The following is a 12,922-nucleotide window of genomic DNA, read 5'->3' on the forward strand; positions in this document are numbered from 1 at the left end:
CCATGCCCCGATACCGCCGTGCCGCCGGCACCGCCCTGCTCATCGCCGCCGCGCTGACCGTGGGAGGCTGCGGAAGCGGAACCCCGTCGGCGACGCGTACTTCGGCCGTCCCGGCGGAAGAGACGGAAACGGAAGCCGAGCCGACACCACCGACGGACGACTCGAACGCGGTGACGGCCGACGACACCTCCATAGAGGACGCCCTGACGGTCGCGGGTGTCGACGACGCCTTGGTCAACCGGCTCGGCGAGGTCGGCGACGCCAACGGCTACGGCCTCGGGGAGGGTGTGGAGACCGACCTGGAGGATCGCCGTGGACTGGCGGTCGTCCAGGTGGACACGTGTCGCAACGTGGACGTCGGCTACCGGACCTGGCGGGGCATCCGGTACGCGGACGAGGCGAACGACGCGACCGAGGAACAGGCCGCCGAGATGGCGGACTTCCTGCGGACGGAGTTCTGCCCGAACGTCAAGGCGTTGAAGGAGGCCCCGCTTCCCGAGCAGACCCTCGACGCGGCGTCGAAGGACGACTTGGGCGGCCGGGGCCTCGCCTCACCACTGACCTGGTGGGACGGACGCTATCCGCGCGTCTCGTGGTCCAAGGCGTGCGCGGCACAGACGGGAATGCCCATCGGTGACCCCGTGGCCTACCGCCTGGCGAAGGACGAGGTGGTCTGCGCCACCGTCCCGCCGGCGGCGCCCCTGCGGGACTACCTGATCAGCGTGGACGTGGTGTTCGCGTCCCCGGTCGACGAGGACAGGGCACGCAGGGCGGCACTCGCCCTGCTCCCGTCGGACGCCTCACCGACGGAACCGACGGAGGGCACCAACCCCGACTGGTCGTACCTCGGCGGCGACTGCCTGAACACCAACTTCCGCACATCGACGATGAAGGCCCTGACGGACAGACTGGAAAAGGACGCGACCCCCTGGGCGTCAGCCATGTTCTACTCCGACGGCGCAACCGAGGACGGAGCGGTGGGCGACTACACGGGCAAGGTCAAACAGATAGCCCTGTCGACAGGAGCCAACGAACCGGGCACGACGGGGGAACTGACCTGCTGATCCGCAGGACCCCGAAACCTGTTCGCGTCCTACGCCGACGCGGGCACCGCGGGGAACACGATCACCGAGCCGTCGCTGTCGCGGGCGATCTCGATCGCCACGTCTGTCGTGCGGCTGTTGTCCACGGCGCCGTCACGCAGCTTGTGAATCCGGTGTGTCGCGCGCATCAGGCGATCGACTTCACCAGTCGTGAAAACGGGCCGTAGACCGTTAGGGCGTGCCAGCTCCAGCGCCGACAGACGGACCAGTACACCGGCGATGCCCGACTCCAGCTCGTCGAGGCGCTGTTGATCGGCCTTGAGAGCGCGGGCGAAGTTCTCGAACAGGTTGTCAGGGTCGGCCTGGGCGTGCTCGACGGCCTGCAGGACGGTGACCCGCCGTTTCAGCGCGATCGCCAGGGCGGCGAGTTCGAGATGGGCGCGGAAGGTACCCCCGTGGTCGTCGACGCCGGGAAACGACTTGGTCAGCGTGTCGATCTCGACAGCCTTGCCGTCGGGCAGCTTGTCGAGCGCGCTCCGCCACCGGGCAAGGCGACGGTCGGCGGCGCCTAGTGCGGTGTTGATGGCATGCACGGCCGAGTCCAGTCCCAAGGAGACGCCCAGCTTGCCTTGATCGAGGAGAATGGCGGTTGCTTTGTCGATGGCATCGCGACAACCGTCGAGTTCGCTGTGCTCGTCATCGAGTTTGTGCTCGTGCAACTGCTCCAGCAGCTCCGTGATGTGTTCGATGGCCTGTCGGCGCTTGGAATCGGCGTTCGCGCTGACTCCCACCGCTATGGCCATGAGCACGAGCGGCGCGGCCACGGTGAGCGCCGCGCTGCCGGTGAGTGCGGCACCGGCTGTCGCACCGGCTCCACCGACCGCGCCCGCTGCTGCCGCTTGCCCGACCGGCACGAACGTCGCGCCGGCGGCGATGCGGCCCGCCGAGTTCACGAGTGGGCCACGGATGCCACCGGCCACGCCCTTCGCCGCCATCGGACGAACGATGCCCTGACCGATCTGGGCGACGACCTTCGCGGGAACCACCATGCGATACAGACCATCGCCGGCAGCGGTCGCCTTGGCCGCCACGGAGGAACTTCGCGCCGACTGTGTAATGAGCTGTGACAGGTGCTGTGCCAAGGGACTCACGGCATCCAGCGGGATACCTCGGCTGCGGTCGAGCGCGTCGGGCAGCGGATGCAACTCAAGTGTGGCGATCGGCTGGGCGGCCAGACCGGCCAGCACACCGCGCAGCTCGACCAGGCGCTCGGCCGTCATCGGCTCGTCGCCGCCGACTGCGGGCACCCGTACGTCGCCGGTAGCCAGTGTCCACACCGGAACGGTTGCCTTGCGGTAGTCAATCATCGTTTCCCCGTCTCCCCTTGCACTCCAGCAACACCCTACGGCTGATGTCCGACAAGAACGGCACGAACCTCGTGTATCCGACTGCTGCTGTCCGCCGGTGAATTGACTCCTGTGGCGACCGGTACACACGTAGGGTGCTCCGGTGTTCAATCGGCTTCAGGTCAGTGTGGTGCCGCCGGGCCTTCGTTGGGCTGCCCGGGTGCAGGTCCGGATCGACGGTGAGGATGTGGTGGCACAGGCGGTGGGAGAGGGAGGTCGCGGCCCGTTCGCGGAGGAGGCGCTGCCCGCTCACGGTCACGGTCCTCTCTGGGCGACCGGCGAGGGGCGACGCGTAGTGCTGGGCGAGCCCGAGTGCACGGGCGGATGCTGTGGCTACCTGTCCGTGTTCGTGCAGCGTCTAGGCGGGCTCGTGGAGTGGTCCGACTGGCAGGTGCCTGTGGACAAGGAGCGGCCCCCGACGTTCTATTTCGACGCCGACCAGTACGACGCCGAACTCACCCGATCACTGACGGATCGGCGGTGGATGGTCAGGAGGAGTGAGTGACCTGCCACGGGCCCTGTCCTGCCTGCCCTGCAGGGCCTCGTACAAGCAGCCCTATGACAGGGACCGGGAGCGGATCTGCCCCCGCTGTGCGCAGTCGCTGATTCATGTGGGTTCCGCCTTTGCCGCGCCGCGGCGTCGGGACGTCGCGGCCTGGCGGACGCTGTCCGTGTTGCTGCACGCCGGCGTCCGTTTTCACAAGAGCTGCTGCGGTGGGCCCGGTTACCGGCCCCGGACCCTGAGCGAGGTCCGTGAGCGGATGGTGTACGCGCGGCGCAGTGGCGAGCCGTTCGCGAGGGCGCTCGTGCGGTGCGAGGTGCCGTTCGTTCCGTCGCGCGGTTGAGCGAGCGCCCGTAATACGCCGTAGTACGCCGGAGCCGTCGATGACACCGGCGATATCACCGATGGCGTGGAGCCGGAGCGGCCCTATGGTGAGGCTGCTTCAGGCGGCACGGGCCCCCACGGCCCGGTCGCAGGTCGTCCTTCGGATTCATTTCGCACACAGGACCGTGCACCGCCCCAACGCGCCATCCGAGACAACCTCGTTGCTTCCGTGATGTGACACCGCGTCCTCCGACTCGGGTCGGACACGGCCGGGCAAGCCGGGGCTCGACCAGCCACGGGTACGCCCGACCAGCCATGAGCAGGGCACGCACCACCGGAGTCACCGCTCCCGTGTCACCCACGGAACCTGGTGAAAGGACCGATCGTGCAAGCATCCCCCACACCCAGATCCACCACCACTCACTCCGCGCGGGCGGAGCGCGCGCCCCGCCGCCGACTGCGCGGCCGACTCGCCGCGCTGTCGGCCACGGCCGCACTGCTCGCCGGTCTGACCACCTCCCTCACCGGTGTCGCCGACGCCGCGGACAACCCATACGAGCGCGGCCCGGCGCCGACCAACGCCAGCATCGAGGCCGCCCGGGGCTCGTACGCCGTCTCGCAGACGACCGTGTCCCGGACCAGCGGTTTCGGCGGCGGGACCGTCTACTACCCGACCAGCACCAGTGACGGCACGTTCGGGGCGGTGGCCATCTCGCCCGGGTTCACCGCCTCTCAGTCGTCGGTGTCGTGGCTGGGTCCCAGGCTGGCCTCCCAGGGCTTCGTCGTGATCACCATCGACACCCTCAGCACCCTCGACCAGCCGGCCGCCCGTGGTGACCAACTGCTGGCAGCACTCGACTACTTGACGCAGAGCAGCAGCGTCCGTACCCGGATCGACAGCACCCGGCTCGGCGTCATGGGGCACTCCATGGGCGGCGGCGGCTCGCTCGAAGCGTCCAAGGACCGGCCGTCGTTGCAGGCCTCGGTCCCGCTCACACCGTGGAACACGGACAAGACCTGGCCCGAGGTCCAGACGCCCACCCTGATCGTCGGAGCGGACGGTGACACGGTCGCCCCGGTGTCGTCGCACGCCGAGCCCTTCTACACCAGCCTGCCGTCAGCGCTGAACCGCGCGTACCTGGAGCTGAACGGCGCCACGCACTCCGCCCCGACCTCGTCCAACACCACGGTCGCGAAGTACAGCATTTCCTGGCTGAAGCGGTTCATCGACAACGACACCCGCTACGAACAGTTCCTGTGCCCGCTGCCCGCGGCGAGTACGACCATCGAGGAGTACCGAGGCAACTGCCCGCACACCGGCTGAGCCGAAGCCGAAGCCGAAGCCGAAGCCGAAGCCGAAGCCGAAGCCGAAGCCGAAGCCGAACCCGACCACGACCACGGCCTGTCCGCCGACCTGCTCAGCAGGTCGGCGGACACGGAGCCTAGTTCTCCAGGCGGACCGGCATCAGGAGCGAGAAGGCGTCCTCGTCGTCGGGCCTGCGGATCACGAGCGGTGCCGTGGGCGCACCCAGTTCCAGGACCAGTTCGTCCCGGGCCCCGGCGGTGAGCGCGTGCAGCAGGTACTCGCGATCGACACCGACGTTGTCCCGCTCGTCGTCACCGTCGCCACCGTCGTCGCACACGACCACGTTGCCGTCCTCCGCCACCCTGAGCACGCTGAGGTCGCGGGGCGCGCCGTCCGGCTCCCCGGCCTCGCCCGTGCGGACAGGACCGTTCTCCAGCGCCGTGCGGAAGACCGCCGTATCGACGCGGACCCGGCGGCCGGCCGGGAGGTGGACGAGGCGGCGGTAGTCCGGGAACTCATGGCCGATGACCTGCCCGGCCGTCTGCCGTTCCCCGGCCTCCAGCGTGACGCGGTCACCGTCCACCACGAGGTCGACGGGCTCGCCGCCGGTCAGCAGCGCCCGCATCGCGTCGGCGAGCGGAAGAGGCACGAGCACCTGGGTCCGGGCCCCGTCGTGCCCGGTGGCGTGTGCTCGCGCGACGGCCATCCGGTAGCGGTCGGTGGCCACCAGGCGGAGTTCGTCACCTTCGACGTCGAACAGGATGCCGGCGAGCATCGGCAGCTCCGGGTCGGAGCCGGCCGCGAAACGGACCGTGTCCAGCGCGGCGGCCAGCTCCAGCGGCGACGTGGACACCCGAGTGGCGGCGGCAGTGGCGGCGGCAGCGGTAGTGGCCGCGGCGGTGGTGCGGAGCGAAGTCATGGGGTTCTCCCTGCGGTCGAGTAGAGCTCGGAGCGTGGAGAACTCACTGCGGGCATCGGACAGCCCCAGTTCGAGGCGGCGCAGGTGAGCATCGAGGAGCCCGCGCACCAGATCGGTGTCCGCGCCCGCCCACCCGGCCAGCACGAGCCGGATGTCCGCCAACGGCATGCCCGCCCGGCGCAACCGGGCCAGCAGGTGGGCTTCCTCCAACTGCCCCGGCTCGTACCAGCGATAGCCGCTGACGGGGTCCACCCAGGCCGGTACCAGCACCCCGGCACGGTCGTAGAACCGCAGCGCACTCACGCTCAGCCCACCGTCCCGGGCCATCTCCCCGATACTGCGCATCTCGTTCTCCACACCCGGAACCCTGAGCCCTCGACAAGGTCGAGGGTCAACCGAGGGGCAACCTGCTCCGAACGCCTCACACCTCGCCGAGCGTGGCGCGCGTGATGACTCCTATGTCGTCGGCGACCGGCCGGCGGAACACGCCACCCCTCGCGATGAACGTGTCGCCGTGCACCCGCAGATGGCGGGCGAACATCGGACACAAGGGCACGACCGTGGCGTTGTCGCGCATGCTGTCGGTAAGTGCCGTGCTCACCAGAAGCTCCACCAGTTCACGCCCACCGAAGTCCTGGCACACCTCTGTATGGAAAAATATTCGCTCTTCGCGCACACCGGGAAGTGCGCCCGGAATTACGCCGGGAAGTGCGCCGGGAACGACGACGAAGTCGGCTGTGCCGAGGGGTGTCCTGTCGGCACGTCTTACGCTGTAGGAGCTGATCGGGTCGGCGGGATCGAGCTCGACCGTCATGGACGTACCGAAGCTGCCGGTTAATTCCCGAGTCATCCGGCCAGCCTCGTCGGAGCGGGAGCGGGAGCGGGAGCGGGAGCGGCGGTGAGCGCGCGAAGCCGCTCGGCGTCGACATTGGCTCCGAATGCGGGGGTCCCGGGTTCGAGCCGGACACCCGCTGCGAGGCCGCCGATGGCGAGTGGGTCGAACCCGAGGCTGTCGATCAGCGCGGACACGACGGCGAGGTCCTCGGGCGAGTCGCCGGCGAGCGCGATGGCCTTGCGTCCGGGGACTGAGGCCGGACGAGCCCCGTCTTCGAGGTCGTGGTAGCCCATGTGGTTGAGGGCTTTCACGACACGCGAGCCCGGCAGGAACCGCTGAACGGCCTCGCTCGACGAGGTGTCGGCCGGGAGGATCGTGGCACGCGGGCCATCGACCTCCCACCAGTGGTTCATCGCGTCGACGACGAGCTTTCCTTCCAACTGCGGAACCGGCAGGTCGAGGTATTTGCCGAGCGGGAGGGCCAGCACCACCACGTCGGCGGCGCCCGCGGCCTGGGCCGGCCACACGGCCGTCGCTCCCGGGGTGAGGATCTTGGCGGTGAGCGCGATCCTGGACGGGTCACCGGACCCGGAGATCAGGACGCGATGGCTGGAGGCGACCGCCAATCGCGCCAGAACGGTGCCGAGTTTCCCGGCTCCGAGAATTCCGATGGTCGTGACGGGGTCGGTCATCGTGTCGCCCCCGCCGCGCCCGCAGCGCCAGCCGCCCCTGTCGTCCCCCCAGTGCCCGCCGTGCCCGCGGGCTGCTCGGCCAGCAGTTCGCGGACCCGGGGGATGACCTGGGTGCCGTACAACTCGACCGACCGGAGACGTGCGGAGGCCGAAACGGTGCCGGCGGCGGAGTAGATCATGTCGAACCGGCCCGCGTTCAGGACCCGTACCGCATGGGCGATCTTGTTCGCCACCGTCTCGACCGAGCCGACGTACAGCGAACCGCGGTCCACCTCGGCGTCGAACTCCTCCCGGCGGAGCGGCGGCCAGCCGCGCTGCGCGCCGATCCGGTCGCGGATCTCCTTGAAACCGGGGTGGAAAAGCTCCTTGGCTTCTTCGTCGGTGGCCGCGACGAACCCCGGCGAGTGCATTCCGACCGGCTGCGGGGTCGTGCCGAACTCGGCACTGGCACTGCGGTAGAGATCGACGTAGGGCGCGAACCGGTCGGGGGCGCCGCCGATGATGGCGAGCATGAGCCCGAAGCCGTACTGGGCGGTGCGGAGCACGGACTGCGGTGTCCCGCCCACTCCCACCCAGGTCTTGATGCGTCCCGAATCCGTCTTCGGGTGCACGTCCGCGTCGTGCAGGGCGGCGCGCGTGGTGCCTTCCCAGGTGACCGGCTTCTCGTCCAGGAGCCGGTGGAACAGCTCGATCTTCTCCTCGAACAGCACCTCGTAGTCCTTCAGGTCGTACCCGAACAGGGGGAACGACTCGGTGAAGGAACCGCGTCCGAGGATCACCTCGGCACGGCCGTTGGAGAGCGCGTCGACCGTGGCGAATCGCTGGAACACCCGCACCGGGTCGTCCGAGGACAGCACGGTCACGCCCGAGGCGAGCCGGATGCGCTTCGTGGCCGTCGCGATGCCCGCCAGTACCGTCTCGGGGCTGGAGATCGCGTACTCGGGTCGGTGGTGCTCGCCCAACGCCACGACGTCGATGCCGACCTGGTCGGCCAGAACCGCCTCCGTCACCGCGGCGCGGATCGCCTGCGCGGGCGAGAGGATCATGCCCCGGTCGTTGCGGGGCCGGTCCCCGAAGCTGTCGATCCCGAACTCGATCTGCGAGACATCCGTCGTGTTCACTCGTCCAACGCTTTCGTCGTGTCGAGGTGCGGCGGTCACCCGCACCACCTCCGCCGATCCGGTTGATGCGTCAACATGACATTCGATTGGTTGTCGTGTCAACCACATGGTGATGCGGCGAGCATGACTGCACGTGAGTGAACTGCCGCCCGGTCAGTCCGGCTGCCGCTCCATGTGGTCCAGGACGCGCTCGCTGAGCCGGCCGAGGGTGCTGAGCTGGTTCGGGGTCAGGGCGTCGATGAACAGGCGGCGGACGTGCTCGACATGCTGCGGCGCGGCCTCTTCGATCGCCTGGTAACCGGCCGGGGTGGCGACGATGAACGCGCCGCGCCCGTCGTCGGGGCACTCCTCCCTGGACACGAGCCCGCGTTTCGCCATCCGCGTGACCTGGTGGGACATGCGGCTCTTCTCCCACTCCACGAGCTTCGCCAGATCCAGGAAGCGCATCCGTCCGCCGCCCCTCTCGGTGAGGCTGACGAGGACGACGTAGTCCGAGGCGGACATCCCGGAGTCGGCCTGGATGCGGCGGGCCAGCCGTCCGATGAGTTTCTCGTGCATGCGGATGAAGCTGTCCCAGGCGTCCTTCTCTTCCGGGTTGAGCCAGCGCGGCGGTGCGTCCATGGCCGGAGTCTAGCGAGATCGTTGACACCTCATCCAGTCGTGGTGACGGTGCCGTCACTCGGCGAGGCCGTCGTGGTTAAGTTGATGCATCAACCTGAGGGAGTTAGGTTGATGCCCCGGCCGACGGGATTTCGCAGAGTCCGAGTCGAGCGAGATCGGGCCCCACGAGGAGGACACATGACGGTCGAAGTGATCGACGCACCCGAGGCGAAGCGTTACGAGGCCCGCGTCGACGGCGAGTCCAAGGTGGCGGGCATCGCGCAGTACATCCGTACGACGGAGCTGGTCGCGTTCGTGCACACCGAGGTCGAGGCGGCGTACGAGGGTGCGGGAGTCGGCTCCGCGCTGGCCCGCACGGCCCTCGACGAGGCGCGCGCCGCGAATCTGCGGGTGCTGGCTACCTGCCCCTTCTTCGCGGGCTGGATCAACCGGCACCCCGAGTACCAGGACCTGCTGTACCAGTCCCGCAGCAGGGTCAGTGACTGAAACGGCGGGCACGGCGGCAGGGGAGGCGGGTATGGGCGGCGAACCCGAGCGGAAGACGTACCGGGCGGAGTCGATCACGGTGACCTTCGAGGCCGGGCGCTGCCTCCATGCCGCCGAATGCGTCCATGGCCTGCCCGAGGTGTTCGACACGACGAAGCGGCCGTGGATCCGGCCGGACGCCTCCACGGCCGAGCGCGTGGCGGACGTCGTGCGGCGCTGTCCGTCGGGCGCGCTGCGGTACGAACTCGTGGACGGCGGAACGGAAACCCCCGACGGGCCCACCACGATCACCCGCAGTGCCACCGGGCAGCTGACCGTGCGCGGCGAGCTGAGCGTGGACACGCCGCAGGGCGCACGCGCCGAGACCAGGGTCATGCTGTGCGGCTGCGGACAGACCCGCCTCCAGCCGTACTGCGACCACGCGGGACCCTGCGGCCGGTGACGAGGCCGCGCTCCTCGATGCCGTCCCGGTCGGGGAGTTGCCCGAGCCCCCGAGCCCCCGAGCCCCCGAGCCCCCGAGCCCCCGAGCCTGAGACCGGCCATGGGTCGAGGGTGTCCGCCCACGGCGAGGGGGCGCGGGCCGGCCGCCTCTACGCGGTGGGAACCCTGTCGTGAGGCTTGTCGTGGACGGGCGGTACGGGGTGCTTGCTCAGGATCGACACGCGGTTGAACGCGTTGATGGTGACCGCCACCCAGATCGCGGCCGAGATCTGGTCCTCGGAGAGAACCTGTCGGGCGGCTTCGTAGGCGGAGGTCTGGGCCGTGGCGTCCGTCGGATCCGTCGTGGCCTCGGCCAACGCCAGGGCGGCGCGCTCAAGGGGAGAGAACAGGCCGGTGTCCCGCCAGGCGCTCAGGACTCCGAGTCTCTGCGCTGATTCACCGGCGCGCAGGGCCGCCCCGGTGTGCCTGTCCAGGCAGTAGGCGCAGCCGTTGAGCTGGGACACGCGGAGGTTGATCAGTTCCACGGTGGTGCGGTCGAGGCCGGCCTCGGCGGCGGTCGCCCGGACCGTCTCCGCGACCTGCACCAGGGCATGGAAGGCCTTGGGGCTCTGTTTGTCGATGAAGATCCGGCGGGGCTCGGAGTCCTGGGTGCGGTCGCTCACGTCGGGGCTTCCTTCCGGCCACGCTCGAAGTGGCCTGTGTGGTGCGGTGCTTGGGCGGTCGGCCCGCCCTGTGCCATCCTAGTTGATGTGACAACCAAATCCTGTGGGAGGTGCTCTCGATGAGCAACGCGGAAACCGACGGCGCGGCTCTGCACGGCGGTGCGGTCGTCGAGGGCGACCGGCCGACAGGGGCCCCCGCGGTCGATGTCCTGTCGGCGCGTGACGTCCCGCTCGGGGGCCCGCGTGCGATGCGCGTGCGGCGCACCCTGCCCCAGCGGGCGCGCACACTCATCGGCGCCTGGTGCTTCGCCGACCACTACGGCCCGCACGAGGTCGCCGTCTCGGGAGGCATGAACATGCCTCCGCATCCCCACACCGGACTGCAGACGGTGGGCTGGCTGTTCAGCGGCGAGGTCGAACACCGCGACACCCTCGGCACCCACGCCCTGATCCGGCCAGGTGAGATGAACCTGATGACCGGCGGACACGGCATCGCCCACTCGGAGGTCTCCACCCCGGACACCACCGTCCTCCACGGCGTCCAGCTATGGGTCGCGCTGCCCGAGGAACACCGCCGCGCCGACCGGGACTTCCAGCACCACGTACCCGGACCCGTGCAGGTCGACGGGGCCGTGATCAGGGTCTTCCTCGGTTCGCTCGCCGGCCGGACCTCCCCAACCCGGACCTTCACGCCGCTGCTCGGCGCCGAGATCGTCGTCGAACCCCGCGCGACGCTCACCCTCGCCGTGGACGCGGCCTTCGAGCACGGCCTCCTCGTGGACAGCGGGGACATCCGCCTGATCGACACCGTGCTGCGCCCCGCCGAACTCGGCTACGTGCCTCCCGGCGCCGACACCCTGACGATGGTGAACGAGACCGACGCCCCGGCGCGGGCCGTCCTCATCGGAGGACCTCCCTTCGGAGAGGAGATCGTCATGTGGTGGAACTTCGTCGGCCGCAGTCACGAGGACGTGGTGAAAGCCCGCGAGGACTGGGAAGCGTCCTCCGACCGCTTCGGCGTCATCGAGGACTTTCCCGGCGGCCCCCTGCCCGCACCGGCCCTGCCGAACGCCGTCCTCACACCGCGCCGCAACCCGCCGTCCCGCTGATCTGGGCCTTTGAGTCGAAGACCCGCCGCTGTACAGTGAAGTACGCCCCTGACCTGCAGAAAGCTAGCAGGGAGCTGTCTTCTGGGAGTCCGAAATGCTGCGTACTCTGTTCAAGTCCAAGATCCACCGTGCCACCGTCACCCAGGCCGACCTGCACTACGTCGGCTCCGTGACCGTCGACGCCGATCTCCTCGACGCCGCCGACCTGCTGCCCGGCGAGCTGGTCCACATCGTCGACATCACCAACGGCGCCCGTCTGGAGACGTACGTCATCGAGGGTGAGCGCGGATCGGGGGTCGTCGGCATCAACGGCGCCGCGGCCCACCTCGTGCACCCCGGCGATCTGGTGATCCTCATCAGTTACGCGCAGGTCACCGACGCCGAGGCCCGTGCGCTGAAGCCGCAGGTCGTGCACGTGGACGGCGACAACCGGATCGTGACGCTCGGATCGGACCCCTCCGAGCCGGTACCGGGCTCGGACCAGCGGCGGAGCCCGCAAGCCGTCCCGGCGGCCTGACCCGCGTCCACACCAGCACGCGCACTCGTACCGGCATCGCAACCCGTACCCACGAGGAGAATCCATGAGCGACATCACCATCCGTGACGACCGGGACCACGGTCGCCTGGAGGCGTACTCCGGTGACGAAGTGGCGGGCCGCATCGCGTACTTCGTCCTCGAAAGCCCCGGCCGCGCCCTCGTCCCGGTGCACACCACCGTGGAGCCCGCCCACGAGGGCAAGGGCATCGCGGGCTCCCTCGCCCGTGAGCTGTACGCGATCTCAGAGCGCGAGGGCGTGCCGGTCGCGCCGCTCTGCCCGTACGTCGTGAAGTGGGCCGAGCGGCACCCGGACGTGGCGCCGGTGGCGGACCCCGCGTTGCTGAGTGCGGCGAAGGGGTGGCTTGAGGCGCACCCTGGTCTGTTCTGAGCGAACCCCTTGCCGGGGTCGGGTCGCCGGGGTCGGTGTTCACAGTGCGGGACGGTGGGGGCTTGCCGCGCAGTTCCCCGCGCCCCTCACGGGGCCCGGCCCCTCTCAAGGGGCCACATGGGCCCCGTTGGGACCGCGACCGAGTGAGTGGGTGCGCGGGAGTCGGGTACGCGGGGGAGAAGTCCAGAGCCGACGTTCCCTCTGGCTGGAGGACATGATGACGCAACCGTTCCCCGACCCCGTACATCCGGATCCCACGCCCGGCCCGGACCGGCCGCAGCCCTTCCCGGACCCGGTGCCGACCCCGAAGCCCCGCCCGGTCCCGGGACCGCCGCCGCGCCCCGCGCCCGGCCCGGACCCGACCCCGGCACCACAACCGGACCCGCTGGGCTGAGACCACAAAAAAGCGGCGGGGGGGGGGGGGGGGGGGGGGGGGGGGGCGGGCGGCCGGGCGGGCGTGGGTGGTGGGGGGGGGGCGCGCGGCGGCGCCCCGGCGGCCCGCCGCCGCCCGCGCCGGGCGGGCGCGGCG

Annotated in this window: 16 protein-coding genes; 9 read left to right on the plus strand and 7 right to left on the minus strand. The window is 70.0% G+C overall.

Going from position 1 to position 12,922, the window contains the following annotated elements:
• Nucleotides 1-2 precede the first annotated feature (2 nt).
• A complete protein-coding gene (locus tag ACZ60E_RS26850) occupies nucleotides 3-1,064 on the plus strand; it encodes a hypothetical protein (protein ID WP_469443727.1) in 1,062 nt (353 codons plus the stop codon).
• A 29-nt stretch (nucleotides 1,065-1,093) separates the two neighbouring features.
• Here the strand turns inward: ACZ60E_RS26850 and ACZ60E_RS26855 are convergent, their stop codons facing one another.
• Complete coding sequence (locus tag ACZ60E_RS26855) at nucleotides 1,094-2,410, minus strand: hypothetical protein (protein WP_469443729.1); 1,317 nt, start codon at nucleotides 2,408-2,410, stop codon at nucleotides 1,094-1,096.
• Nucleotides 2,411-2,552: 142 nt separating this feature from the next.
• Here ACZ60E_RS26855 and ACZ60E_RS26860 point away from each other — a divergent pair, with 142 nt between their 5' ends.
• From ACZ60E_RS26860 to bdeA, 3 genes are all read left to right on the plus strand, one after another.
• Nucleotides 2,553-2,954 carry a hypothetical protein gene (locus ACZ60E_RS26860; protein WP_469443731.1) on the plus strand — a complete coding sequence of 134 codons (402 nt, stop codon included), beginning with the start codon at nucleotides 2,553-2,555 and terminating at the stop codon, nucleotides 2,952-2,954.
• On the plus strand, nucleotides 2,947-3,294 hold the full coding sequence (locus tag ACZ60E_RS26865; RefSeq protein ID WP_469443733.1) for a deoxyxylulose-5-phosphate synthase: 348 nt from the start codon (nucleotides 2,947-2,949) through the stop codon (nucleotides 3,292-3,294). The genes ACZ60E_RS26860 and ACZ60E_RS26865 overlap by 8 nt, the downstream gene beginning before the upstream one ends.
• Before the next feature lie 366 nt (nucleotides 3,295-3,660).
• Nucleotides 3,661-4,599, plus strand: coding sequence for a bis(hydroxyethyl) terephthalate hydrolase (gene bdeA, locus ACZ60E_RS26870; RefSeq protein WP_453794379.1), 939 nt, complete (start codon nucleotides 3,661-3,663; stop codon nucleotides 4,597-4,599).
• Nucleotides 4,600-4,717: 118 nt separating this feature from the next.
• Here bdeA and ACZ60E_RS26875 read toward each other — a convergent pair whose 3' ends face one another.
• The 5 genes from ACZ60E_RS26875 to ACZ60E_RS26895 form a co-directional block, all read right to left on the minus strand.
• On the minus strand, nucleotides 4,718-5,845 hold the full coding sequence (locus tag ACZ60E_RS26875) for a DNA polymerase III subunit beta family protein (RefSeq protein ID WP_469443736.1): 1,128 nt from the start codon (nucleotides 5,843-5,845) through the stop codon (nucleotides 4,718-4,720).
• A gap of 76 nt (nucleotides 5,846-5,921) precedes the next feature.
• Nucleotides 5,922-6,314, minus strand: a complete 393-nt coding sequence (locus tag ACZ60E_RS26880; RefSeq protein ID WP_469443739.1) for an N-acetyltransferase — start codon at nucleotides 6,312-6,314, stop codon at nucleotides 5,922-5,924.
• Between the two features lie 32 nt (nucleotides 6,315-6,346).
• Nucleotides 6,347-7,027 (minus strand): NADPH-dependent F420 reductase, encoded by a 681-nt coding sequence (locus tag ACZ60E_RS26885; protein ID WP_469443741.1) that lies wholly within the window; start codon nucleotides 7,025-7,027, stop codon nucleotides 6,347-6,349.
• Nucleotides 7,024-8,148 (minus strand): LLM class flavin-dependent oxidoreductase, encoded by a 1,125-nt coding sequence (locus ACZ60E_RS26890; RefSeq protein WP_469443743.1) that lies wholly within the window; start codon nucleotides 8,146-8,148, stop codon nucleotides 7,024-7,026. The genes ACZ60E_RS26885 and ACZ60E_RS26890 overlap by 4 nt, the downstream gene beginning before the upstream one ends.
• A 153-nt stretch (nucleotides 8,149-8,301) precedes the next feature.
• A complete protein-coding gene (locus tag ACZ60E_RS26895) occupies nucleotides 8,302-8,769 on the minus strand; it encodes a MarR family winged helix-turn-helix transcriptional regulator (RefSeq protein ID WP_384811837.1) in 468 nt (155 codons plus the stop codon).
• A gap of 177 nt (nucleotides 8,770-8,946) precedes the next feature.
• On the opposite strand from ACZ60E_RS26895, the gene ACZ60E_RS26900 reads away from it, so the two are divergent.
• Nucleotides 8,947-9,255 carry a GNAT family N-acetyltransferase gene (locus ACZ60E_RS26900; protein ID WP_107019354.1) on the plus strand — a complete coding sequence of 103 codons (309 nt, stop codon included), beginning with the start codon at nucleotides 8,947-8,949 and terminating at the stop codon, nucleotides 9,253-9,255.
• A 31-nt stretch (nucleotides 9,256-9,286) separates the two neighbouring features.
• Entirely contained in the window at nucleotides 9,287-9,697 is a 411-nt protein-coding gene (locus ACZ60E_RS26905) for a (4Fe-4S)-binding protein (RefSeq protein ID WP_469443745.1), read from the plus strand.
• Nucleotides 9,698-9,845: 148 nt separating this feature from the next.
• On the opposite strand, the gene ACZ60E_RS26910 is transcribed toward ACZ60E_RS26905, so the two are convergent.
• A complete protein-coding gene (locus ACZ60E_RS26910) occupies nucleotides 9,846-10,358 on the minus strand; it encodes a carboxymuconolactone decarboxylase family protein (protein WP_384811831.1) in 513 nt (170 codons plus the stop codon).
• 119 nt (nucleotides 10,359-10,477) lie between these two features.
• Here ACZ60E_RS26910 and ACZ60E_RS26915 point away from each other — a divergent pair, with 119 nt between their 5' ends.
• The 3 genes from ACZ60E_RS26915 (at nucleotide 10,478) to ACZ60E_RS26925 (ending at nucleotide 12,393) form a co-directional block, all read left to right on the plus strand.
• Nucleotides 10,478-11,467 (plus strand): pirin family protein, encoded by a 990-nt coding sequence (locus ACZ60E_RS26915; RefSeq protein ID WP_469443748.1) that lies wholly within the window; start codon nucleotides 10,478-10,480, stop codon nucleotides 11,465-11,467.
• A gap of 94 nt (nucleotides 11,468-11,561) precedes the next feature.
• Nucleotides 11,562-11,984, plus strand: coding sequence for an aspartate 1-decarboxylase (panD, locus tag ACZ60E_RS26920; protein WP_469443750.1), 423 nt, complete (start codon nucleotides 11,562-11,564; stop codon nucleotides 11,982-11,984).
• Between the two features lie 64 nt (nucleotides 11,985-12,048).
• A complete protein-coding gene (locus tag ACZ60E_RS26925; protein ID WP_384811823.1) occupies nucleotides 12,049-12,393 on the plus strand; it encodes a GNAT family N-acetyltransferase in 345 nt (114 codons plus the stop codon).
• Nucleotides 12,394-12,922: the final 529 nt, after the last annotated feature.

The organism is Streptomyces sp. NPDC102514, assembly GCF_055584525.1.